The sequence below is a fragment of the Larkinella punicea genome, from assembly GCF_003334855.1.
GTDB classification, from domain to species: domain Bacteria; phylum Bacteroidota; class Bacteroidia; order Cytophagales; family Spirosomataceae; genus Larkinella; species Larkinella punicea.
The window spans coordinates 287,684-311,710 of sequence record NZ_QOWE01000004.1 but is presented as its reverse complement, the minus strand read 5'-3'; the positions used below and the strand labels follow the sequence as shown (position 1 = coordinate 311,710).

General features: G+C 52.3%; 17 protein-coding genes. 10 read left to right on the top strand and 7 right to left on the bottom strand.

The window, feature by feature from the left end:
• From DUE52_RS06520 to DUE52_RS06510, 3 genes are all read right to left on the bottom strand, one after another.
• Positions 1-3,117 (bottom strand): SusC/RagA family TonB-linked outer membrane protein, encoded by a 3,117-nt coding sequence (locus tag DUE52_RS06520; RefSeq protein WP_114405167.1) that lies wholly within the window; start codon positions 3,115-3,117, stop codon positions 1-3.
• A 323-nt stretch (positions 3,118-3,440) separates the two neighbouring features.
• Positions 3,441-4,670 (bottom strand): hypothetical protein, encoded by a 1,230-nt coding sequence (locus DUE52_RS06515; protein ID WP_114405166.1) that lies wholly within the window; start codon positions 4,668-4,670, stop codon positions 3,441-3,443.
• Entirely contained in the window at positions 4,654-7,152 is a 2,499-nt protein-coding gene (locus tag DUE52_RS06510) for a DUF2339 domain-containing protein (RefSeq protein ID WP_114405165.1), read from the bottom strand. Before DUE52_RS06510 ends, DUE52_RS06515 begins: the two co-directional genes overlap by 17 nt.
• A gap of 341 nt (positions 7,153-7,493) precedes the next feature.
• Here DUE52_RS06510 and DUE52_RS06505 point away from each other — a divergent pair, with 341 nt between their 5' ends.
• From DUE52_RS06505 to DUE52_RS06495, 3 genes are all read left to right on the top strand, one after another.
• A complete protein-coding gene (locus DUE52_RS06505; protein ID WP_114405164.1) occupies positions 7,494-7,901 on the top strand; it encodes a hypothetical protein in 408 nt (135 codons plus the stop codon).
• A 117-nt stretch (positions 7,902-8,018) separates the two neighbouring features.
• Positions 8,019-9,155, top strand: coding sequence for a helix-turn-helix domain-containing protein (locus tag DUE52_RS06500; protein ID WP_114405163.1), 1,137 nt, complete (start codon positions 8,019-8,021; stop codon positions 9,153-9,155).
• Between the two features lie 585 nt (positions 9,156-9,740).
• Positions 9,741-12,674, top strand: a complete 2,934-nt coding sequence (locus DUE52_RS06495; protein WP_114405162.1) for a M1 family metallopeptidase — start codon at positions 9,741-9,743, stop codon at positions 12,672-12,674.
• A 114-nt stretch (positions 12,675-12,788) separates the two neighbouring features.
• Here the strand turns inward: DUE52_RS06495 and DUE52_RS06490 are convergent, their stop codons facing one another.
• On the bottom strand, positions 12,789-13,502 hold the full coding sequence (locus tag DUE52_RS06490) for a hypothetical protein (protein ID WP_114405161.1): 714 nt from the start codon (positions 13,500-13,502) through the stop codon (positions 12,789-12,791).
• A 134-nt stretch (positions 13,503-13,636) separates the two neighbouring features.
• On the opposite strand from DUE52_RS06490, the gene nfi reads away from it, so the two are divergent.
• The gene (gene nfi / locus DUE52_RS06485) at positions 13,637-14,341 is read left to right on the top strand and encodes a deoxyribonuclease V (RefSeq protein ID WP_114405160.1); all 705 of its coding nucleotides are present in this window, start codon (positions 13,637-13,639) and stop codon (positions 14,339-14,341) included.
• 204 nt (positions 14,342-14,545) lie between these two features.
• Positions 14,546-15,448, top strand: a complete 903-nt coding sequence (locus tag DUE52_RS06480; protein ID WP_114405159.1) for a manganese catalase family protein — start codon at positions 14,546-14,548, stop codon at positions 15,446-15,448.
• A gap of 102 nt (positions 15,449-15,550) precedes the next feature.
• Here the strand turns inward: DUE52_RS06480 and DUE52_RS06475 are convergent, their stop codons facing one another.
• Positions 15,551-15,730: a hypothetical protein gene (locus DUE52_RS06475; RefSeq protein ID WP_114405158.1), complete on the bottom strand. Its 180-nt coding sequence runs from the start codon at positions 15,728-15,730 to the stop codon at positions 15,551-15,553.
• A gap of 246 nt (positions 15,731-15,976) precedes the next feature.
• Here DUE52_RS06475 and DUE52_RS06470 point away from each other — a divergent pair, with 246 nt between their 5' ends.
• The 5 genes from DUE52_RS06470 to DUE52_RS06450 all read left to right on the top strand — a co-directional run bounded on the left by DUE52_RS06470 (position 15,977) and on the right by DUE52_RS06450 (position 21,256).
• The gene (locus DUE52_RS06470) at positions 15,977-17,023 is read left to right on the top strand and encodes a sensor histidine kinase (RefSeq protein ID WP_114405157.1); all 1,047 of its coding nucleotides are present in this window, start codon (positions 15,977-15,979) and stop codon (positions 17,021-17,023) included.
• On the top strand, positions 17,004-17,807 hold the full coding sequence (locus DUE52_RS06465; RefSeq protein WP_114405156.1) for a LytR/AlgR family response regulator transcription factor: 804 nt from the start codon (positions 17,004-17,006) through the stop codon (positions 17,805-17,807). Before DUE52_RS06470 ends, DUE52_RS06465 begins: the two co-directional genes overlap by 20 nt.
• A 104-nt stretch (positions 17,808-17,911) precedes the next feature.
• Positions 17,912-19,360, top strand: a complete 1,449-nt coding sequence (locus tag DUE52_RS06460; protein WP_114405155.1) for a S41 family peptidase — start codon at positions 17,912-17,914, stop codon at positions 19,358-19,360.
• Positions 19,361-19,383: 23 nt separating this feature from the next.
• Positions 19,384-20,199 carry a hypothetical protein gene (locus DUE52_RS06455; RefSeq protein ID WP_114405154.1) on the top strand — a complete coding sequence of 272 codons (816 nt, stop codon included), beginning with the start codon at positions 19,384-19,386 and terminating at the stop codon, positions 20,197-20,199.
• 25 nt (positions 20,200-20,224) lie between these two features.
• The gene (locus tag DUE52_RS06450; RefSeq protein ID WP_114405153.1) at positions 20,225-21,256 is read left to right on the top strand and encodes a S41 family peptidase; all 1,032 of its coding nucleotides are present in this window, start codon (positions 20,225-20,227) and stop codon (positions 21,254-21,256) included.
• 117 nt (positions 21,257-21,373) lie between these two features.
• Here DUE52_RS06450 and cydB read toward each other — a convergent pair whose 3' ends face one another.
• Positions 21,374-22,408 (bottom strand): cytochrome d ubiquinol oxidase subunit II, encoded by a 1,035-nt coding sequence (cydB, locus tag DUE52_RS06445; RefSeq protein ID WP_114405152.1) that lies wholly within the window; start codon positions 22,406-22,408, stop codon positions 21,374-21,376.
• A 103-nt stretch (positions 22,409-22,511) separates the two neighbouring features.
• Entirely contained in the window at positions 22,512-23,882 is a 1,371-nt protein-coding gene (locus tag DUE52_RS06440) for a cytochrome ubiquinol oxidase subunit I (RefSeq protein WP_114405151.1), read from the bottom strand.
• Positions 23,883-24,027: the final 145 nt, after the last annotated feature.

Sequence of the window (24,027 nt, the reverse complement as noted above, 5' to 3'; positions counted from 1 at the left end):
TCAGAAGGTGAGGCTTAAACCAAGGGTGAAGGTGCGGGCGGGCGGATAGCCGAGGTAGTCGATCCCGGCTGCCAGCATGTTGTCGCCGGAGTTGCTGATTTCGGGGTCGTAGCCGGGGTATTTCGTGAACGTGAAGAGGTTGTTGCTCGTCAGGTAAACCCGGCCATTTTGCATCCCCAGCCGTTTCGACAGCCCTTGTGGCAGGTTGTAGTTCAGGGTGACGTTGCGAACCCGCAGGTATGAACCGTCGAAATTGAAGAAGGAACTGTAGCGCAGGTTGTTGTTGAGGGCACCCCGGATAATGCGGGGGGATTTGCCGTCGCCCGGTTCGGTGGGTGATTTCCAGTAGTTGTCGATGACTTCACTGAGGTTGTTCTGCACCCCGTGATACCCGCGCACAAAAACCGCCCCGGCCCAGAACACATCGCGTCCCTGAACGCCATTGAGCAGCACGCTCAGCGACCAGTTTTTGTAGCTGAACGTGTTGTTAAAACCGTAGAATGCGCGAGGTTGCGGGTTGCCGATGATTGTCCGGTCGGCGTCGGTGATGGTGCCGTTGCCGTCCACATCCTTGTACATTAAATCCCCCAGCTTGGCCCCGTTCTGTTTGGCGTGTGTCGAAAGCTGTTCCTGCGTCAGAAAAACGCCTTCCGCTACGTGGCCGAAGAAACTCCCGATGGGCTGGCCAACCTGCGTGATGCTGACATCCCCACGTCCGCCGTCGGAAAAGAGCTGTTCGCCCTCCGAACCGAGCCGCAGCACTTTGTTCCGGTTGAAGGTCGCGTTGAAACTGCTCGTCCACTGAAAATCCCGGGTGGCGATGGGTTTGCCGGACAGCGCCAGCTCGACGCCCTTGTTTTCCAGTTCACCAATGTTGACCCAGGCGGTGGTGTAGCCCGTGACGGCCGGAATGGCCTTGTTGAGCAGCATATCGGTATTCCGGCGGTTGTAATAATCGCCCGTGAATTGCAGCCGGCTGTTGAAAAAGGCCAGATCCACGCCAATGTCGATTTGCTTGCTGGTTTCCCAGCCGAGTTGGTTGTTGGTGAAACTGCCCTGCGAGAGCCCCGGAACCTGGGTGTTGCCCAATACATAATTAGTCGCAGAAAGCAGGCCCAGATAGCGGTAGTTTCCGATGGCGTTGTTGCCCGAAAAACCGTAGCCCGCCCGGATTTTGAAGTCGTCGAACAGGTTGAGGTTTTTCAGGAACGGTTCTTCCGACAGCCGCCAGCCCGCCGAGAACGACGGAAACGTCCCCCAGCGATTGGCCGATCCGAAGCGGGAAGAGCCGTCGGTCCGGATGGTGGCCGTCAGTAAATACCGGTCGTTGTACGAATAATTGACACGGCCCAGGTAGGAGAGCAGCGCCCATTGCCCGATGGTGTAACTCCCGCCCGTAATCTGACCGCCGTTGATGTTTTCCAGCAGGTCGTCGGCAAAATTGGTCGCATTCGTGGTGGTTGCCGTGGTGGTCGATTTTTGGATGGTGAACCCGGCCAGTGCATCGAAAGAGTGGTTGCCGAATGTGCGCCGGTAGTTGATTGTGTTCTCATTCAGCCAGTTGACATCCGCAGTGTTGACGACATTGGAGGTGGCCGGCGACAGCGAAGCATTGCCCGACAGCGTCGAGGGTTTGAAGGTATTGGTGTTGTAATAATTAAAATCGGTTCCCACGCTGACTTTCAATTTCAAACCGGTCGCCAGTTCGTATTCGCCAAAAACATTGCCAAGCATCCGGAATTGGGCATTGGTGCTTTTGTATTCATTGGCGGTTTTGAGCGGGTTCGCAATCGCGCCCATGCCCACATTCGTCAGGTCGAAGGTGTTGCCGTAGGAGCCGTCGGGGTTGTAAACCGGAATCATCGGCGGCATGGAGAGCGCCATCGCAACGATGTTGTATTCACCGTAGTGACCGGCGGACGGAACGTTATCGGTGCTGGTATAGGTCGGAGCCAGGTTCATGCTTACTTTGAGCCGTTTGGTCAGTTGTCCGTCGAGGTTCAGCCGGGCCGAATACCGCTCGAATCCGGAGCTGATCAAAATTCCTTTCTGGTTAAAATACCCCCCCGAGATCGCGTAGCGTAGCTTTTCGGTGCCGCCGGTGGCCGAAACCTGGTAGTTCTGGATGGGCGCATTGCGGAAAATGACGTCCTGCCAGTCGGTGTCGACCTTGGGCAGGTTGTTCAAATCCTGCCATGCTTCGGGAATCCGGTACGACGCGGAGCGGACGCTGTTCGGGTCGGTGATTTTGGCATTGGGGCCACCGTTGTCGAGCCAGCCGTTGTTGTGGCCTTCGATGACAAATTCGGCAAACTGCCGGGTATTCATCATTTTGAGCATCCGGGCCGGTTCCTGCATGCCGACGTAGGCATCGACGGTGATCTGGGCCTGACCGGTTTTTCCACGTTTGGTAGATACGATGATCACGCCGTTGGAGCCCCGCGAGCCGTAAATGGCCGTCGCCGACGCGTCTTTCAGGATTTCAATCGACTCGATATCGGCCGGGTTGATGGTGTTGAGCGGATTGCCGACCCCGGAGTTATTGATCGGAAAACCATCGACCACAAACAACGGTTCGACCCCGCCGGAAACCGAGCCAATCCCGCGCACCAGAATGTTCGTGTTACCGCCCGGCGCACCCGAGGTGGTGGAAATCTGCAAACCGGGCACCTGCCCCTGCAACGCCTGATCGAGCCCCGAAACCGGGATGCGCTGGAGTTCTTTGGCCGAAATCGACGCTACGGAGCCGGTCAGATCCTTTTTCTGCTGGGTTCCGTAGCCGACCACGACGACCTCGCCCAGTTGCTTGGTATCGGGCAGCAGTATCACATTGATGTTGGATCGGTTACCGATGGCCCTTTCTTCGGACGTATAGCCTACGAATGAAAAAACCAGTACGGATTGAGCGGAAGTTGCTTTCAGGCTGTAGGTGCCATCCGTTTGGGTGGTCGTGCCGGACGTACTGCCTTTTTCAATGATCGTTACGCCGGGTAATGGCTGTCCATTTTCTTCAGTGACTTTACCCGACATGTTCACTTGTGCCCATCCCAGGACAGGCCAGGTGCTTACTAAAAGCAACAAGCCTATTTTTTTGAAGTAGAGTTTTAAGGATCTCATAATATTCAATATTATTGAATTATGATTAGGAATAATTTCGTTGCAAGGCTATATAATTTATCGGTTTTTTCAAAATTATTTCTGATATTTTACTATAAAAGATTAGTTTTGACTGTTAATAGAAAATATTTGGCAAGAGATAATAGGTATTTGATTCTATTGAAATGCTTATTATTTATTTATAATTCAATTATATTGAATTATAGCACTACTTATTGATTTAGATAGACGGAATGCAAACCCGCAGGGCCGAGGATGGATAACCCCGCATGTAATCCGGGGACAGGGAGGGGAGGGAGATTCTGGATTGATATGAAAACCGGCTAGCGGTTTTTCATATCTGTTACCATTTGGTAAGAGAAATAGCTGAGTAGAACCACAACCAGCCCAATCGCCAGCCAGATCAACCAGTTGTTTTCTGTAAAAAAGGAGTTGGAGACAACTTGTACTTCTACAAGCGGACCAATGTGACTCGTCTGAATCACAGGGAGATTTGCCGGTATTTTATCTTTGAAAAACACCAGATCATACGCTGGAGCGCCCACCGTGGGGTTGGAAAAAGCCAGGTGATAGGATTCGCCCGGTTTTAGTTTGGCGAGTAATTCCGTGCTTAACTGCTGGGCTTTGATATTCCCCAGCGTCAGCGGAACATTATTCTGATTTTCGATGATCAGGAACAGGTCTTTCGTGGGCTGATTTGGCAGGAGAACGGTGTGCAGACTGTCCATCGAGTTGAGTTCGAAACGCTTCAAGGTTTCGAAAAAACGGTGTCGGCGATTCCTTTTCTTCTTTTGAATCCGGAACTGCCCCAACGCTGCGCTTCGGCGGTATTGATCCGGGGATTGTACTGAAATGGTCAGTTTGTCCGGGCGCGATGGGGTCGGAAAGGTGATGTGGACGTAACTCTTGTGATCGCTACTGTCGCGTTGCGTAAAAGAAATACCGGGAATGTCGGAATAATTGCCTGCTTCGGTGGTCGTTGTATAATACCCGATTTTGAGAATATTCAGCGGGGCGCTCAGTGAGTCGTTGATTTCCAGTTGGTAATATTCGTAATCGCTCAGCGGAAAACCGAGGATTTTGGCTTCGGAGGTCGCCCGGCTGTTGGAAACCGGTTCGAGCCAGTAGTCGTCTTCGATACCGTACCACGTTTTGCCGTCGTTGCTGCCACTCAGCCGGGCTTTTTTGCGCAGGTTTGTATTTTTCAGAATCAGGCCGATGGAATTGATTGGCGTTTTGTTGCCATTGCGCAGCACCAATTGAGTCGATACCGAAGTGGTAGTTTTACCAACCAGCTCATATTCCCTGAATTGAACGTGTTCGCCGGGTTGCTTTTGCGTCAGCAGATACGGTATTTCCCGGTTTTGGTCGTCGTACAGCCGGATGTCGGTTTTGGCCGCATTCAGCCTCCCGACCACGGCGGGGGGCAACGGAATCCGGTAATAACCGGGTTGCGTCACCGGAGGAATCCCCGCCCGAAAGTCAAAGGATTGCGTCCGGCCTATTTCCCAGATCAATACAAAAACCGTCGTCAGGCTAAGCAGTCGGTTCATGCGTCGCATTGGCGTCGTCGGTAAGAATTAGCTTTCTGATTTTCTGGTACATGAACGAAATGATCAGCAGCAGCACGCCCAGCGAAATAAAAGCCGCAATTTTTCCGCCTTCCGAAATGCCCTCGATGTCGTAAATAAACAACTTCAGGATGGTCAGGGCAAACAGGCTGAGCGACAGAATCCGGAGCTGGCGGTTTTTGCGATTCAATCCAATCCACATGAACACGAAGGCGCAGACGCCCCAGAGAATCGGCAGGCCGACTTTATTGGTCTGAATCAGCAGTTCATCGAAACGCACCAGTGCTGGCTGGCCCGCTAAACCAGCGGTTTTTGATCCCGCAAAACTGAAATAGATGACGTGCGCGAACAATTCCGAGGTGGCTACATATACAATGACGTACCCTAGAAACCAGGGCCAGATTCGCAGCAGAACCGGCGGCAGGGGCGTCAGTTGGGCTTTGTTCCGGTCGATGAGCCACAGAATCGCGAGGGTAAAAAGCAGACTGACATAATGGACCGGGAAGCCAATCAGGCTCGGTTCGTCGCCTAAAAAATAATCGTTCAGCAGCGTCATCGTCGCCGGGCTGTAGGTCGACAGGTAGGCGATGAGGCCGAGGAGTCCGAGACAGACGGCGATCCAGAGCGATCCGCGTTTGCCGGAACGCTGGGCATTGAACAGCAAACCGGCCCCGAAAAACAGGTTGTAGCAACCGAGCAAAATGGTCTGGTTGGGACCAAACCCGATCCGTAGTGCCGACTGATAATCCAGTTCGAACAACCCACTCAGGTAGAGCACCACGACCGTGATGAACCGCAGAAACCGGCGATAGCTTTCCACGTCCAGTTGACCAATCCAGAACCGGAAAGGCTCGGTCTGCGTGTTCAATAACCGGTTGACACCGAGGAGGCCAACAATGGAAACCAGGCTGGTTATGAAGGCTTTATTGAGAACAATGGGCAGGGGTAAGGTCGAAACACCACCGTACAGATCCGCCCAGTCCATGCCCAGACTCACGAGCATCAGCCCCAAAACCAGCACCGAAGCGGTTGAAACCAGCGTCAGACCGGATTTTTGGGCCAGCCACAACAGCAACACAGCTTCCAGCGCCCAGAACATCGTAATGAAATTGCCTTCGAGTTGCACCGGAATCGCCAGACTCACGAACGTGATGACCAGGCCAATCAGCAGATAAATCAGCGTGCGGTCCACGGCCTCCCGACGATAGAGGAAAGCCGCCAGCCCAAAGTTGACGACGGCCAGTGCCACCGTGAACAAGCCCTGGTAATTCTGATGGCCGCTATGCAGCAGAATCACCATCCCGGCTGCGAAGAAGAAAGCCGTACTGCTCAGCAACAAACTGATTTCCACGGCCGAAAACCGGGCTTTTTCTTTCAGATTGTTGATCAGATTCATCGCCATGAAGACGACGTAAAACAGGGCTGCGAAAATGAAGGCCCCTTGATAATGCGGTTTGTTTTCGAGAATGCTGTCGGACAGCCAGGCCCCGAAGAGCAGAACCGTGAACCCGTAGGCGACGATATGCACCAGATTCCACTTCTTGAAATAGGCCAGCACCAGCATGCCCACATCCAGAATCAGAATGTAGGTCAGCAGAACCACATAGTTGCCGTCGCCGGAACTGACCATAAACGGCGTGGCAAAACCGCCGACCAGCGACACGACGGCCAGCTCGACACGGTCGTAGGAAATCGCCAGCAGGATGGAAAAACCGGTGATGACGACCATCAGCACAAAAGCCGTCGTCTGGTTGAAAATGTGGTAATCGTGGAAGGCAATGGCAATGGTAAAGTACAGCACCGCCAGACCACCGCCGACCAGCACGGAACTGAAAGCCCCGAACGATTTTCGCAAACGGTGGGCAATGCCGATGAGGGCTCCACCCGCCAACACACCGATGAATACGCGCCCAATCTCGTTGATCCATTCCTGGTCGATGGCAAACTTGACAAAATAGCCGATGCCTAAAACCAGAATTCCAATCCCGATTTTGTTGATGAGGTTTTCGCCAATGAACTTTTCCAGATCGGGATTGTCGCGCAGAAAACGTTGAAAGAACGACAGTTGCGGTTCGGCCGGAACCGGTGGGGGCAAAACCGGAATGGGCGGCAGATCGGTGAGTTGAGGAATCGGCGGAGGAAGGGCGCTTTCGATCCGAAATGCCGGTTGCTCGACCACGGGCGTTGGTTCCGGTTCCGGTTCCGGCGTCGGTATGGGCTCGGGCCGAATCGCTACGGGGGGAGCCAGCGGTTCTACGACTTCGATAACCGCCCCTCGTTCGTCCAGCATCGTGGGCTTCACGGGCTGGTCAGTTGAGCCGACGACGTTCTGAAAGGCTTTGAAATCGGCCCGCAATTGATTGATCTCATCGCTTTGCCGCAGAATCAGTTGCTTGACGTCCGCAAACCGGCTGAAGGCAACCAGGATCAGAATAATGACAATAACCAGTAAGAACGCTTCCATAGGATGGTTTCGGTGGAGCTTATGTCGTCGTAATCAGTTTTTTAGGCGGTTGAGCGAAGGGTGAAAAGCGATTCCAATATACGCGAAGTGATCGCCCTTGACAAACCTTTGCAACCTAAAGTTGGGGGATGTAGACCGCAACCGCCACCGGCATTTGGTAAGTGGTCGGGTTTCGGAAACAACTCCCGTCTACGGCGGACAGCTCACAGGATGCTCATCGGTAAAACCGCCCGGCTGATCGGGAAAAACCAGCTCTCGGTCGAATGCCCGAATGGCCGGTTAAACGCAGCCCCCGATTGGGCTTCTAACCTTCAGTAACGAACAAATAAACAATCACGAACATGAAAAAGACCATCATTGCCCTCGCAACTGTAGCCCTGTTAAGTACCGGCGTTTCAATGGCTCAACGCACATACAACCCCAGCGCAAACCGCAATCCGGCACCATACAGCAACACCAACCCCGGTTCGCGTTACGACGATGTGAAGGAAGACATCAAGATCGACCGGCTGGATGCCATCGTCAACCTGTCGCGGAAACAGGAAAAGGAGCTGAAACGCATTGAAGACCGCTACGATACCCGCGAGAATATCAGCCTGCAACGTCGTAATCCGAAAATGTACCAACGTCTACAGGTCCAAAAGCAGAATGAAATGCTGGATGTACTGAACAAATCGCAGCTTCAAAAATGGATTGCCTTTCAACAATCCAATCGCTCCAATCGTGGTCCGGTATATGGCCGTCGTTAACCGTCCTGATTGTGACCTCAAACCCGCCTTCTCATTGCAGAAGGCGGGTTTTATTTTTTGTGAGAAAAGTCAGTTCGGGAACCTTGAGGGGTGCCAATCTTTTCGGTACTTTGCCATATGACTATACCACCACTGGATTTAATTCTTTTGCTGGGTACGGCGCAGGGTTTCATCCTGGCGGCTTTGTTGTGGTTCAATCCCAAAGGCAACCGGCTCCCAAACCGCTTGCTGGCCGTTTTGGTCGGGCTACTGGCGTCGGCCAGTCTGGCGGTTGGCATTCCGATCATGAATCCGTGGATCAATCTGTTTGTCGATTTTGTTCCGCTGATCATTATCATGCCGTTGGGGCCGCTGATTTATTTTTATACCCGCTCGTTGCTGGACCCCGACTTTCGGTTGGGTAAACGCGAACGAAGGCATTTCTGGCCCGTGATCATCGACTGTGGCAGTCGGCTGATGGCCTGGGTTTTCCTGTTCGGTTTGCTGTTCGGTTTTTTTGAGCACACCGACAACCAGAAAGTGGGCGCCCTAATGGATGCCTACGATAAGTACGCTGACATTCCACGCTGGATTTCCGTAACCCTCTACGGGCTGGTGTCTTATCGCTGGCTGGTGCAGTTTCAAAAAACGCATTTCGACCCGACGGCGCAACAACGGGCGAGCGTGCGCTGGCTGCGGCAGTTTCTGATGGTTTTTGCTGCCTTTCAAACGATCTGGTTTCTGCATCTGGTTCCGTATATCCTTCCCCAAACCAGCAATGCTCTTTTGGATGCGTTTGGCTGGTATCCGCTCTATATTCCGATTGCAGTGATGATTTACTGGCTGGGATTGGGCGGGTATTTCCACGCCCGTCATACGGTTTTGCCTGAACCCATTCGGAAAACCAGCCCGGCGGTTTTGCCCGACGAACTGGTTGTGGAAACGACAAACGGGTTGGTCAAGGCCATGGAAACCGATCAGCTCTATCTCGACCCGGAACTGACCGTCGAGAAAGTCGGGCGGCATTTGCGGCTTCCGGCCAAAACGGTTTCGGCGGTTTTGAACCAACACCTCGGTAAGAGCTTCAACACCTTCGTCAATGAATACCGGGTGGAGGATGTCAAACGGCGGCTGAACGATTCGGCCAGTGCCAACCTGACGCTGACCGGTATTGCCTTCGAATGCGGTTTCAATTCCCAGGCCACGTTCCAGCGGACGTTCAAACAAATGACCGGGCATTCGCCGAAGGAATATTTGAACCGGCAGGCGGTGTAAAGACAAAAACACCTCGAAGAGATAGGATCATTATCCGGACGAATTACCGTACCCTGCGACTGGCCGATATACAAAACACCCTGAAAGGGTGTAATCATTAACCCGCGGTTTTTCCGTGGGTGCTGAATGACCGTACCCTGCGACGGCCTGATCTACAAAACACCCTGAAAGGGTGTAATCATTAACCCGCGGTTTTTCCGTGGGTGCTGAATGACCGTACCCGGCGACGGCCCGATCTACGAAACACCCTGAAAGGGTGTAATCATTAACCCACGGTTTTTCCGTGGGCGCGTCCGCTTAGTCGTTAATCCGATGGGGATCCACCGATGGGGATCCACCGATGGGAATCCACCGATGGGGATCCATCGATGGGGATCCACCGATGGGAATCCACCGATGGGAATCCACCGATGGGGATCCACCATAGAAAAACCCACGGAAAAACCGCGGGTTAATGATCTCACCCTTTCAGGGTGCGTATGCGGCCTGTTCAAGGCCAGATTCGGTTAATATTTCCTCTCAAATCCGGATTTGAGCAGACTGCGATCGGTCATTTGGCTTGTTTTGGTGCAAACAACAAGCCAAATGACGTATTCAGCCAATTTCTGCCTAACCTCCATTTTCGGATTTCTTTTTACCCTTTTTACATTGATTGCCAATGCCCAGTCCGGTTATTTGACGCTTTCCGGGAAAGTCATTAATCAGGAGACCGGCGAACCCATTCCGTTTGCGGGGATTTCGGTGGTGGGGCGGAGCATGGGTACAGTTTCCAATGTAGTGGGGGCCTTTTTGCTGAAGGTGCCGAACGAGTTTGTCCGTGACAGTCTGAAAGTTTCCAGTGTGGGTTATCAGTCCTTTTCGCAACCGATTGTACTGGCCAAAAATCAGAATCTGGTCATCCGGTTAAAACCCGCAGCCATTACGCTTTCCGAAGTGCGGGTGCAGGCCCGAGGCAAAACCGCCGTCGATGTTCTGAAGGAGGCCATTGCCGCCATTCCGCGCAATTACGACACGACTTCGGTGCAACTGACCGCTTTTTACCGGGAAGATACCCGGCTCGATACGATACCGCTTTCCTTCAACGAAACTGTATTGTCGATCTACAAATCCGCGTACAACCGACCGGATGAAAAGGATCAGATCAAACTGATTAAAGGAAGAAAAAAGAAATTTGACACCTCAAAATACAACTTGCCGTCGTATTTGAACCTGAGCAACGGCGCCCGGAGTTCGCTGTTTGGGGACTTTATTAAACTGGCGTCTTCCCGGAATAATGTCATTAATGAACGAAACTACAAATACTATGATTTTAAACTGCGTACGTTGCTGGACGATCGGCCGACGTATGAAATTGACATTATTCCGAAGAAGAACCGCCGAAAGGCGTATGTAATCGGCAAGCTTTACATCGATGTCCGGACGCTCGCTTTTGTTCGCTGCGAATGGACATTAACACCGTCTGGTTTCGACCGGGAAAATAACCGCGACTGGCTGAAGAAAAAGCTGGCGTCAGTAGTATATAAAATGAATTTGAAATTCGCTGACTTTAAGGAAGTTGTTACATTTAGCTCTTATAAAAATAAATGGCATTTGAGCAATGTCGAGCGACGGTACGAAGTGCTTCTCAACAGTCAATCGCGGAATATCAAAGACAAACGCTGGCGAGTGGCTACCAGTTTTACGGTTACCGACGTCGGGGCGAAGGGCATTCCGCCGTTTGCGGAAGGGAACATTGGCGAAAACCAGAACTCGATGAGTACGCTCATTGGTGAGCAGAACGATCCGGATTTCTGGGAAAACTACAACATTCAGAAAGCGGTTTCGGCGGACTCCCTGTCTCAGCAAAAACCGGCCGTTAAGGCAATTGCCAAACCAGACTCCCTGAAAATCCGCGTTGCCAACCGCACCAACGGTTTTACCCGCGCCGACACCCTGCGCGGTAAACTCACGCCTTTGCGCAGTAATTATGACGTGATGTTCTACGATCTGGCAGTCAAGGTCGACATTGAAAACAAGGCGATCAGCGGGCATAACAAAATGCGGTTTAAGGTACTGGCTCCGCTCGACAAACTCCAGATTGATCTGTACGCCAACATGCAGATTCACCGGATTTCGTACGCAGGAAAACCGTTGGCCTACACGCGGGAATTCGATGCAGTTTTTGTGCAGTTTCCAGAAAACCTGAAGCCGGGCAGCGAGCAGGAACTGGAAATTGCGTATTCGGGTACACCGCAGGTGCCGGATTTTTCGGTGCCGATGATGGGCGGTTTTTTGTGGGACAAAGACCAGGAAGGCCATCCGTGGGTGCAGGTGGTTTGTCAGGGGTCGGGTGCCAGCTTGTGGTGGCCCAACAAAGACCACCTCTCCGACGAACCCGACAGCATGCGCATCAGCGTGACGGTGCCGGACAATCTGATGAACATCTCAAACGGTCGGTTACTGCGCAAAACCGCCTTGCCCGGCAACCAGACGCAATATGAGTGGTACGTAAGTTACCCGATCAACAACTACAACGTAACGCTAAACATCGGGAAATATGCCCACCGGCGCGAAATCTACGGCCTGGATTCGCTGACACTGGATTACTATTATATGCCCTACAATCAGGCAAAATTCCACTGGGTTTTCGACGGCGTGAAACCAATGCTGGCGACCCTGGAGAAACATTATGGCCCGTATCCGTTTCCGCGCGATGGGTTGAAGCTGATGGAATCGCTCTATCCGATGGAACACCAGAGCGCGGTTTCGTTTGGGAAATTGCCCGCAGAACGCGCCGATTCGCTGACTTTGGGAGATTCCCTGCGAATTATGCAGTTGGCCTGGCATGAAGTTTCGCACGAGTGGTGGGGCAATAATGTCAGTTGCAGCGATCTGGCCGATATGTGGATTCACGAAGCGTTTGCCACCTATTCGGAGGGATTTTACCTGGACTCGGCGGTTCCGGAAGATGGCGAATTGGGCTACATCGCATCACTGCCACCGCAGGTCATTGGCAAAGAGCCGATTATCGGCATTCGGGATGTGAACCACATTCACTACGACATTGGTGACATGTATTCCAAAGGCAGTCTGATGTTGTATACCTTTCGGCACATGCTCAACAACGACCGGCTTTGGGCTGAGATCCTCAAAGGCATCCAGCAACGGTTTCGGTTTCAAACTGTGACGACAAAGGATGTGGTCGGCTATATCAATGAAAAAACCGGGACAGATTACACCTGGTTTTTTGATCAGTACCTGAATTACCCAACGATTCCAACGCTGGAAGTTCAATTGACGGAAAAGGCGCAGGAATTAGTCGTAAGGTATCGCTGGAAAGCCGACGTTCCCAATTTCCGGATGCCCATTCGGGTAACTAAAACCGAAAACCAATCCGATTTCATCATGCCCACGACCGTCTGGCAAACGATGACGCTCCCCAACCTAACCGCCGATGATTTTGAGGTGGACGAAATCCGGTTTTATGTGAAAGTCGTAGAATTGGAGCCCGACCACCCCGTCAGCGGTCGCAGACCCTGACGGGGTGGTCGGGCTCCAATTCTACGACTGCTGACAGGGTGGTAATAATCGAATCCCCTCACCGCTGTCAGGGTCTGTGACCGCTGACGGGGTGAGGGGCCTCCTGTCAGGGTGTCATTTTACCACAAACTCCGAATCCTTGACGCCATCGTTGATTTTGACTTTATCAACCGTCATCTGCATCTGAAACTGACCGTTTCCCTGCACCATCGTGGAAGGATATTTCAGTCCTTTAAAGTCTTTGTAGTCAAGATACTGGGTGATTTGTTGCATCTCTCCGCGCGGTGACTTCTGGGTCGATTCCGCCTGGGTTTTCAGTCCGGAAGCTACGTCATAGTAATCCGTCCACAAAACCGTTCCGTCGGCGGCCGAATGCTTGACTTTGTAAGCATCTTTTCCGCCCACTTTCTGAGTACCTTCCACGGTGCTTTTTACGCCTGATTCAGCAAAATGCAGTTCTGGGCAGAGTGCGCTCTGGATGATGATTTGCTGGGCGTCTTTGCCTTCCAGTACCTGGCCATTTCCGCGCATCCCGCCCATCGCGACTTTGGTGCCGTCGCTGGTCATTTTGAAAACTTCCATACCGCCGGCAATCATCACCCGGGAAAACTTGTTGGGCGCTTTTTGTTTCAACGTGATTACCATCGGGTTGCCCTGCATCTCCGTCGACAACTCAACGACGAGGTTGTCGATTTTGGACAGGAAATCCTTTCCACCCACGGCCGTCAGATAATTCGCAATAATTTCATCGGCTGTGGGCGTGGTTTGGGCTGCGGCCCAAAAGGAGAGGGAAGGCAATAGAAGGAGGGTGAGGATTGCTTTTTTCATGATTTCATCGAGAAGGTTTGGCGTCAAAACTAACGGAAAAAAGCAGATAGTCAAGCAGAAATACCGTCATCAATTCGAGTCTTTAAACTTCGGACGGGCGATTGGAGTTAGGGATACGCAACAAAACCAAATTCATGGCCACCTGCCAACTTCTCCACGACTGGACCGTAACCCCCGCCGAAGCCGTCGCCCTGCAACAGCAACTGCGGCACGAAATCCGGATTCAACCGCTGATCAAACCGGTAGAGACCATTGCCGGTTGTGATATTTCCTTCAACAAATTCGAGGAGACGGTGTATGCCGGTATTGTCGTTTTACGGCTCGATACGCTGGAAGTGGTTGAAGAAGTGGGCGTGATCAGTTCGGCGACGTTTCCCTACATTCCCGGATTGCTGTCGTTTCGGGAAATACCGTCGCTGCTCGAAGCCTGGTCGAAACTGAAAACCGAGCCCGATGTCGTGATGTTCGACGGCCAGGGCATCGCCCACCCGCGCCGGATTGGCATTGCGTCGCACGGCGGCCTGTTTCTCAACCGCCCCACGTTCGGCTGTGCCAAGTCGGTTCTGGTTGGCCGATACGACGAACCGGCTCCGGAGCGGGGCGCGTGGTCGCCAATGAAACACTACGGCGAAACCATCGGGGCGGCTTTGCGAACCAAAAACAAGGTCAATCCGGTCTACGTGTCGCCCGGTCATTTGATTGATCTGGAAACTGCCATCGCGCTGACGTTGCAGTGTGACGGTGCCCGCCGGGGCTATGGCTACCGGATTCCCGAACCCACCCGCCTGACGCACAACCTCGTCAACGCCCTGCGACGCGGGGAGCGAAAGCCGGACTGACAATCAACGGCCTTCGTAAACGGTTTTCAGGAGTCCGCTGCCGGGCCGTTGGATAACAACCCGGATGGCGGTTTTGCAAAAAGGTCTTTTGCTTAGCGAGTTAGCCGATGGTGGTTTTATTTAAAAAAAATAAGAACAACCATCGGACAGGGGGGCTGTTGGAGTAGAGTATACAAGTTATTCTCACTCTAATTCGCTCCAGTTATGATTTTGAAAATGGATCGGCTGCCAATCGAGCTGCCTACACCCAGCAATCCGTCGCCGAATGATGCGGCCGCCGTTCAGGAACTTCTCGGTGGAAAATTCGGGGAAATGTCGACCCTGATGAATTACACCTACCAGTCTTTTAATTTCAGAGGCCGCAAGAAAATCCGTCCCTTCTACGATGTCATCAGCAGCATTGCCGGCGAAGAATACGGCCATATCGAAGTTGTCGCCTATACGGTCAACCTGCTTCTAACGGGGGCAAGCAAACGCGGTTTCGACCCCACCACGGCCCCCCTGGCCGACGCGGTCAATGCACGCAATACGCACCATTTTATCGCCAGTGGTCAAGCTGCCCTGCCAATGGATTCGATGGGCCATTTCTGGACGGGTGACAACGTGTTCAGCAGCGGTAATCTGAAGCTGGATTTACTGCATAATTTCTTCCTGGAATGCGGGGCTCGTGCCAACAAAATGCGGGTATATGAGATGGTAAGCGACCCAACGGCGCGGACCATGATCGGCTATCTGCTGGTGCGGGGCGGTCTTCACGTGGTGGCTTATGCCAAAGCACTCGAAAAACTGACGGGTGTGGAAGTTACCAAACTGCTGCCAATTCCGAACCTGAGCAACAACGCCTTCCCGGAAGCGAAGAAGTTTATGGAAAATAAACTGCACCTGAAACTGTATACGTTCAGCAAGGAAGATTACCAGACCGCCGGGCTGATCTGGAACGGAACGCACCCCGACGATGGGCAGGAAGTGGAGGTCGTTTTCGGAAGTCCCGAAGGGTTTCCGGCACCCGATCTGGAAGCAGAACCACAGCTCAATGCACCCGGTGACGACGAAATCGATCCGGAAATGTTCGCCGATATGGCGAAGAAGATGGGGATCAAATTGTAAGGAGACCTGCCATTCACCGAAAAACGCCCGATTGTTCATTGGAACGATCGGGCGTTTTTCGGTGAATGGTTTTCTGCCGGATCGGAAAACCGGATTACAACCCTATTTTTGCTGCTGATCCGCTTGCTCTGCCAGGCGCTCAGATAGTTCGTTTTTGAGCTTTTTGACATCACGATCCAATTGGGCAGTCTTCAAGGCGATTTTAGTAAGAAGATCATTCGCCCGATCAACAGCCGAATAAGCAATTTCAATTTGTTTCGTCTTTTCCTGAGGATTCATCATAATCGGTATTTGTTATGCGTTCCAGCATGAATCGGCAGTGTGAAATATCTAGTTCTATTTCTTCCAATTCACGGTGATACCGTTTAATGCTATTTTTAAGGCGGACTTGGCTTGCAATGATCTCATTGTAAATATAACTCTCAAAATCAATTTAGATCCGCAATTCCAACGCCCAGGCGTCCCTTTCCGACACTTCAGCAACCCCACCTTTCGGTTCAGCGGCTTTTGTAGCATCTTTACCAAACGATGGAAAAACTGAACGACAAATGGTTGCGCCTGACCGGCATCCTGGTGGTGGCGGTGGTCGCTACGTTTGTTTTTTATCAGCCTGACAATGGCCCCGAAGACATCACCTGGTTCCAGGCCCTGCTGATTAGTCTGATCGAGTGGACGGTTTTGCTCGAAGTGAACCGGCAGGGAATTCTGCTGGCCCGCCGGAAATTTCCCCGGCTTAACCAGACAAAAAACCGGATTTTGCTGGCACTGAGCTGGTTTGTAGGCGCTACGATTATTCAGCGGGTGACGGTGACGTATATCTATGACGTAACCCAATTCTGGGGCTATCCGCTGCCGGGTGGAACCTACTGGGTGACGACCCTGGTCTCGTTTTTATTCACCCTGCCCATTGCCGCCATCTACGAGGGGCAACACCTCTACCGTCAGTGGTGGACGACCTATTACGAAGCCGAGCAACTCAAAAAAGAAAACCTGCAAAGTCAGCTCGATTCGCTCAAGGCGCAGATTAACCCGCATTTTCTGTTCAACAGCCTCAGTACGCTGTCGTCGCTGGTGACCGAAGATGCCAAACAGGCCGAGCGGTTTATTGAAGAACTGGCGTCGGTGTATCGCTATGTGCTGCAAACCAACGAGCAACTGCTGACGTCGCTGGATAACGAATTAGTTTTTATTCGGGCGTATTTCAATTTGCTGCAAATGCGGTTTGGCCGCAGTGTCGAACTCGACATAACCGTCGAAGAACGGTATCTCGACTTTCTCGTGCCACCGCTGACGCTACAACTGCTGGTGGAAAACGCCGTGAAGCACAATGTTGCGTTGCCCACCAAACCGCTGCTGATCCGGATTTATACCGATGAAGCTCAGAACCTGTTTGTGGTCAATAGCTTACAAAAGAAACAGAATGTGATTCCCTCAAACCGTACTGGTCTGTCAAACATTACGACCAAATACCGGCTGCTGAAACAACCCGAGGTGGTGGTTCGGCAAACCGGTGACTGTTTTCAGGTCATGATTCCATTGATTGAAGTGACTGCCTATGACTATTCTCATCGTTGAAGACGAAGAAGCGACCGCCCGGAAACTCCGTCGGCTGGTGCAGGAAGTGGAACCCGACGCGACCGTTGCCGGCATGACGGTCAGCGTGGACGAGTCGGTAGAATGGCTGCAAACTCATCCCAAACCGGATCTGATTCTGATGGATATTGAGCTGGCCGACGGGCAGAGTTTCGAAATTTTTAACCGGATGCCGGTTACGAGTCCGGTTATTTTCGTGACGGCCTACGACGAATACGCCATTAAAGCCTTCAAAGTCAACAGCATCGATTACCTGTTGAAACCGGTCAAAGAAGATGACCTGCGGTCTGCCCTGATGAAATTGCGGAGGATGAAAGAGGCTTTTCTTGAACAGCCTGACGGCCTGAATACGTCGCTGGCGACGCTGCTGCGGAAGTTGGCGGCCTCGTCGTCTACGGAAGAACCGCCCACGCCGACGGAACCCGCGTATCGCGACCGGTTTTTGGTCAAGCAGGGCCAACGGCTTTTTTCGGTTCCCCTGTCGGATGTGGCCTACATTTTCACCCGCAACAAGCTGTCGTTTCTCAAAACCCGCGACGAACACGAATGGATGATCGATTATACGATGGACGAACTCTCGACCCTGCTCGACCCCAACCGATTTTTTCGGCTGAACCGCCAGGTCATCGCCGAACTGCGGGCCATCGACAAGGTGAATCTCTATTTTAACGGAAAGCTCAAAGTGAGCCTGCGCCCGGTTTTTGAAGAGGAAGTGATCGTCAGCCGGGAAAAAGCCGGGGAGTTTCGGATTTGGTTAGGGGAGTGAAATCCGACGTTTCGGAGGTAAAACTCAACAATTCGGTGGACACAGCGTTGGGTTAGCGGTTTTTTACAGGCAGTTTTGTGTTGTTAAAACGAACAACAAATGCGATGAAAACCAGCCTGTTACTAATTTATGTCTTCATTATTCAGTGTTCAGTGGCGATGGCCCAAACGCTGACGCCGGAACAACTACGCACCGACTTCATCCGCTTCCAAACGGCCTTGAATGAAGCCCATCCGGCCCCGTACCAATATACGTTTAAAGCGACGTTCGACTCTCTTTTTACGGCTACGGAGGCTCAGCTAAATCGTCCGATGACGCAGCAGGCGTTTTACAAAACGATGGTTCCTCTGCTGGTGGCGCTGAAAGATGGTCACGTCAAATGGATTCCGGCGGGTCAGGATGAACATTATCCGTTTCATACCGGTAAGCTGTTTCCGCTAAAACTGTATGTGGTGGAAAACAGAGCCTGGGTGGTGGGAAGTTTCGGAACCGAAACCGTCCCGAACGGGGTGGAACTGACCCGCATCAATGGGAAATCCGTTGCGGACATTATTCAGGAACTGTTGCCCAACATGACCTTTGCGGATGGCCATACCGTCAACGGGAAATACGATGACCTGAATCAGTTTTTTGCCGGTTATTATGCGACGTTTATCTCAGCACCGGATGTTCATGAGGTTCAGTATCGGGCTGGAAATGAGGAAAAAATGGCATCACTTTCATCCGTAACGCTTGAGCAAATCAAAGCATATAACGAAAAACACAAACCCGCCAAACAACGGCCTTTTCGGCTGGCAATGATCGATAAAGGGACTACGGCCGTGATGACCATCGAGCGGTTTTGGGACGACAAAAAAGAGCAGGACTACCGGGGGTTTCTCAAAGATTCGTTCCGGGAACTGAAAGAAAAGCAGGTGCAGAATCTGGTGCTCGATTTGCGAAACAACGAAGGTGGAGAAGAGAAATACGGTGTTACTCTGTACCAATACCTGGCCAAAAAACCGTTCCGCTATTACGATCACATCCGCGTTCGGCAAAAGAAAAACTACTCGTTTCCGGCCTGGACACCTGCGATTTACCGGAAATTCAAGTGGCTCGTCGTCCGGAAGCGGGGCGATGGGTATGTCTTTACCAAACAGTCTGGTCTGAAAATTCAGAAGCCGAAGCGCGATGCTTTTCACGGAAAACTGCTGGTGCTGGTCAATGGCTTAAGCTTTTCGGTAACCTCGGAGTTGGCGGCTCGGATGCACGCCGACAAACGAGCCGTTTTTGTCGGACAGGAAACCGGGGGCGGCTACGCGGGAGACAACAGCGGAATTTTTACCGTCACCCAACTGCCGAATTCCAAAATCGATCTCGGCATCGGCATGTTCGGCTACCGCATGGCGAATCTGCCGAACGACCTCAAACCCGGACAGGGAATCATCCCGGATCACACCGTCGTGCCGACCATAGACGATGTGTTAACGAACAACGACCGGGCGATGAAGCAGGCACTTCAACTCATTCAGAGCACGTCTGCACCCGCTACCAGGAGCAGCCGTTCCCATTAATTTACAACAAATACGACCGATTTATGAAAACTATTTTTTCGACAGCGCTGCTGTTGTTTGGGGGACTTGTTGCCGTTGCGCAACCGTTCCAAACCGTTTCTGAACTACAAATTAGCTACGTTCGGGAAACATTTACCTTACGTGATTTGCAGGCATCACCGATGCGTTACGTGGCCAATCTGAACGGGGGACGGCTGGCCTACACCCGACAAACGGCTAAAAATCAATGGCGGTTTGGTCTGCAAGTAGGTTTAGCGGATTTTATTTCGCCAACACTGGGGATTCGCGGGATCAAATTTTCGCCGGAACAGGAACAACCCATGTATCTGGTGCCAACCCTTTACCGCGGAACCCTTGATCTGGAATACCGGCGTTTGATTCACCAGACGGCCAACCGGACCACCCGGCTTGGTGTCGGATTGCACGATACATTTGGCTACGCAGATGGACTGGCGTTGAACACCTGGGTCATGAATACGGCGGCAATTAGCGCACTTTATCAGACACAACTGCGCCTTGGAAAAAGAAATGTGTTTGACGTTAATGTCTCGATGCCGGTGTTGGCGGCTGTTAGCCGGATGCCCTACAGCAACGTGGTTTCCAAGCCGAACAGCTCGGACACAAAGACCTTTTTCAGCGGAACCCAACTCGTTGCGTTCAACCGGTTTCTGAATCCGCAGGTCGGCATTGGTTACCGCTTCGACGCCACGCCCCGCATCGCCCTGCGGGCCGATTATCGCTACAGTTGGATGCGCTACACCGAACCGCGCGTCATTCAGACGGCCGCTCACGCAGCTTCAGTATCGCTCGTTTATAAATTTCAATACCAATCCCGGTAAACAACATCATCATTAAGTTACTATCATGAAAATCAAGTCCTTAAAGTCTCTTTTGCTGGGGATTTCGGCCCTGCTGCTGGTTTCCTGCAACGAACTGGCGGTTGGCCCGGAACCGGCCAATACCCCCGAATCCAATTTCGATTTACTCTGGCAGGAATTTGACCGGATGTACGGCCTGTTTGACGTTCAGAAAATAGATTGGAACACGATGAAGCAGAAATACCGGTCTCAGGTAAAACCGGGAATGTCGGACGACCAGCTTTTTGATCTTTTGTCGGCGATGTTGGGCGAGTTGCACAACGGTCACCTCTGGCTGCTGAAACCAGGCCCGAACTACCGGCGCTACGACAGTGGACCGACGTATCCGCTGGACGAATTCAGCATCGACGTGGTGAAAAAATACGTTCAGGACGTCAAGGAAGTCCGGGCGGAAGATGGGGTCAAGGTGCTGTACGGAAAGCTGGCCGGGAACGTCGGGTACATTCTCTTCACCGATCTGGGACTGGCCCCGGATTTCTACGATCAGGCCCTGGATGATGCGCTGGCGGCTCTGGCTGATACGAAAGGACTGGTGGTAGACGCCCGGAATGTTCCCGGTGGCCTCGACCGGTCGAGCCAGCGGATTGCCGGGCGGTTTGCGTCGGAACGAAAATTGTTCATGACCACCCGGTTTCGCAATGGCCCCAAACACAGCGATTTCACTGCTCCGATCGAGTGGTATGTGGAGCCGGGCGGCAACAGTCAGTATACAAAACCTGTTGTACTGCTGACGAACCGGATCACCCAAAGTGCGGGCGAAACGTTGACGCTGGCCATGAATCAAAACCGTAACGTTACGCAACTGGGCGACAAAACGTACGGCGTTTTCTCCGACAATCCGAAGCGGGAGCTGCCGAATGGCTGGATTTATAGCGTCACACCGGGCGACTTCCGGGCTGCGGATGGCAAAAACTACGAAGGCATCGGGATTGCACCCAAAATCACGGTTGTCAATACCAAAGAAGACCTTGCCGCCGGGAAAGACAAGGTGCTGGAAGCGGCACTAACTAAGTTTTAAAAAAGATATTGTTTCGCAGAGTTGAGCGGAGGAAAAAGGAGTTAAGCAGAGAAGTTCTTAAAAAAACTCCGCTTAACTCCTTTTTCCTCCGCTCAACTCTGCGATATAACTCTTTGTTCAATAACTCGTATCCTCCAACTTCACTTTCCCCCGAAACGTCCAGAAAACGAAAACCGTATAAGTCAGCACGAGGGGCATTCCGATGGCGGCAAAGAGCAGCATCGTCCGCAGGGAACCGTCGGTAGAAGCGGCTTCGTAGATGCTGATGTTACCCCGCACGTCGTAGTTGGACAGCACCAGATTGGGATACAAACCGGATGCAAACAGCACCAGCAGCAGGGCCGTCGTGACGGCCGACGAAATGAAGCCCCGCAAATACCGCCGTTTTTCGATCATCCGGCGCATGTTCAGCACGATCAGCACCGCACTGACCGGTAAGGCGAACATGACCGGGTATTTGTGAAAAATGGCGGCCATGTGTGGTACGTAGATGAGCGTGGCCATAGACGCCGTGATGAAGCAGAGAATGAAAAATTTACTGGTCTGGTTGATCAAAATCGTCATTTTGGCGTAGAGCCGGTCTTCGGTTTTCATGGCGAGATACATGGCCCCGTGCAGCATGAACAGCGACAAAACCGTCACCGAAATCAGCAGGGCATAGGGGTTGAAGAAGTCCCGCAGGCGTCCGACAAACTGGTAGTCTTTGTCGAGCGGAATGCCCTGAATCAGGTTGCCCAGAATCAGGCCGAAGAGTAAGGCGATGGTGCTGCTCGACAGGCAATAGCACACATCCCACAGCGTGCGCCACCATTTCATTTCTTCCTTGCTCCGAAACTCAATCGAAATGGCGCGGAAAATGATGGCGAGCAGCAGCAGGATAAACGGCAGGTAAAAAACCGACAGGAGGGTTCCATACACCAGCGGAAAAGCCGCAAACAGCGCCCCCGCGCCAATCACGAGCCAGACTTCGTTGCCATCCCAAACCGGGCCGATGGCGTTCAGGGCAATCCGGCGGCTTTGTTCTTTCCGAAAAAACAGGTGCAAAGCCCCCGCACCCAGATCGAAACCGTCGAGAATACCGTACCCGCTGATGAGCGCACCAATCAGCAAAAACCACCAGGTGGGAAGGTCGAGACCGAGGATAGTGTCCATAAGCAATGAGTGAATGAGTGAATGAGCGAATGAGTGAATGAGTGAATAGAGTGCTTAGCATCCGGCAGATTATTCTATCATTCTATCATTCTATCATTCACAATTAAATAAGTGAAGGGTTGAACTTTGAAGGAGGTGATTCCAGATTCTCCTGGGCTACGTCAGGGCCGTGCTGGATTTTCTTGTTCAAAAGGTAAATGAACAGCACGAACAGGATGACGTAGACCAGCGTGAACAGAATGAGGGAAATCAGGACGTGCTCGGCTTTGACGGCCTGCGAAAGCGCGTCGGAGGTTCGGAGCAGCCCATAAACCACCCACGGTTGCCGGCCGACTTCGGCGGTGTACCAGCCCACCTGGTTGGCAATCTGGGGCAGCATAACCGAACCGACGAAAACGCCCATCAGCCAACGATTCTGGAACAGTTTTTTTCGATAAAGCAGAAAAATCGCCAGCCAGCACAACCCGATCAGCGTCATGCCGATGGCGACCATCAGGTGATAGGTCTGGAACACAAAATTGATGGCACCCGGCCGGTTTTCGGGTTTGAAACTGTTCAGGCCGGGAATGGGCTTTTTGAAATCCTGGTGCACCAGAAACGACAAACCGCCCGGTATTTTCAGCCCGGTCACGGTTTGTTTTTTGGCATCGACCCAGCCCAGCAGGTACATGTCGGCGGGGGCGGTTTCAAAATGCCCTTCGACCGCGGCCAGTTTCGCGGGCTGGTATTTCGTAATCACTTCCGCCGATTTGTGACCCGTAAACAGTTGCCCCAGCGACGACACGGCGGCCACCCACAACGCAATGGTGAAGGCTTTTTGGGAGTGTACCACGTACTTGCGTTTCAGAATATACCATGCACTAACGCTCAGCACCAGAAACGACCCGGCCAGAAAAGCACCGATCAGAACGTGCGAATACCGTTCGATGGACGACGGATTGAAAACCATCTCCCAGAAGTCGGTCACTACGGCGCGGGCTTTCAGGCCTTCGCCTTCAATGCGGTAGCCCGTCGGCGTTTGCTGCCACGAGTTGGCGACTACAATCCAGAGTGCGGAAAACATGGAGCCCAGGGCCACCAAAACCGTCGACAGAAAGTGAACCCGCGGGCTGACGCGGTTCCAGCCAAAAATCAGAATGCCCAGAAAGGCGGATTCGAGGGCAAAGGCGAAAATGCCCTCGGCGGCCAGGGCGCTGCCGAAAATATCGCCGACGTAACGGGAGTAAACCGCCCAGTTGGTGCCGAATTCGAACTCCATCACAATGCCGGTGGCGACACCGATGCCGAAAATGAGGGCGAAAATCCGGACCCAAAACCGGGTCAGTTCTTCATACACCTTGTCTTTGGTCTTTAAATATAGCCCTTCCATGAAAACCAGGCACACGCCAAGGCCGATGCTCAGGGGCGGATAAATGTAATGGAAAGCAATCGTGAAGGCGAACTGGATGCGGGAAAGAATTTCAACATGGTCCATAGCCGGTGGAGATGGGAATGGGGGCAAGTTACTACGGAACGGGACACGAAATAATGGTTTTGAACAAGATTTATTGGTTATTTCGCGGAGTTAAGCGGAGAAAAAAGGAGTTAAGCGAAGTTTTTAAAATAATTTCTCTGCTTAA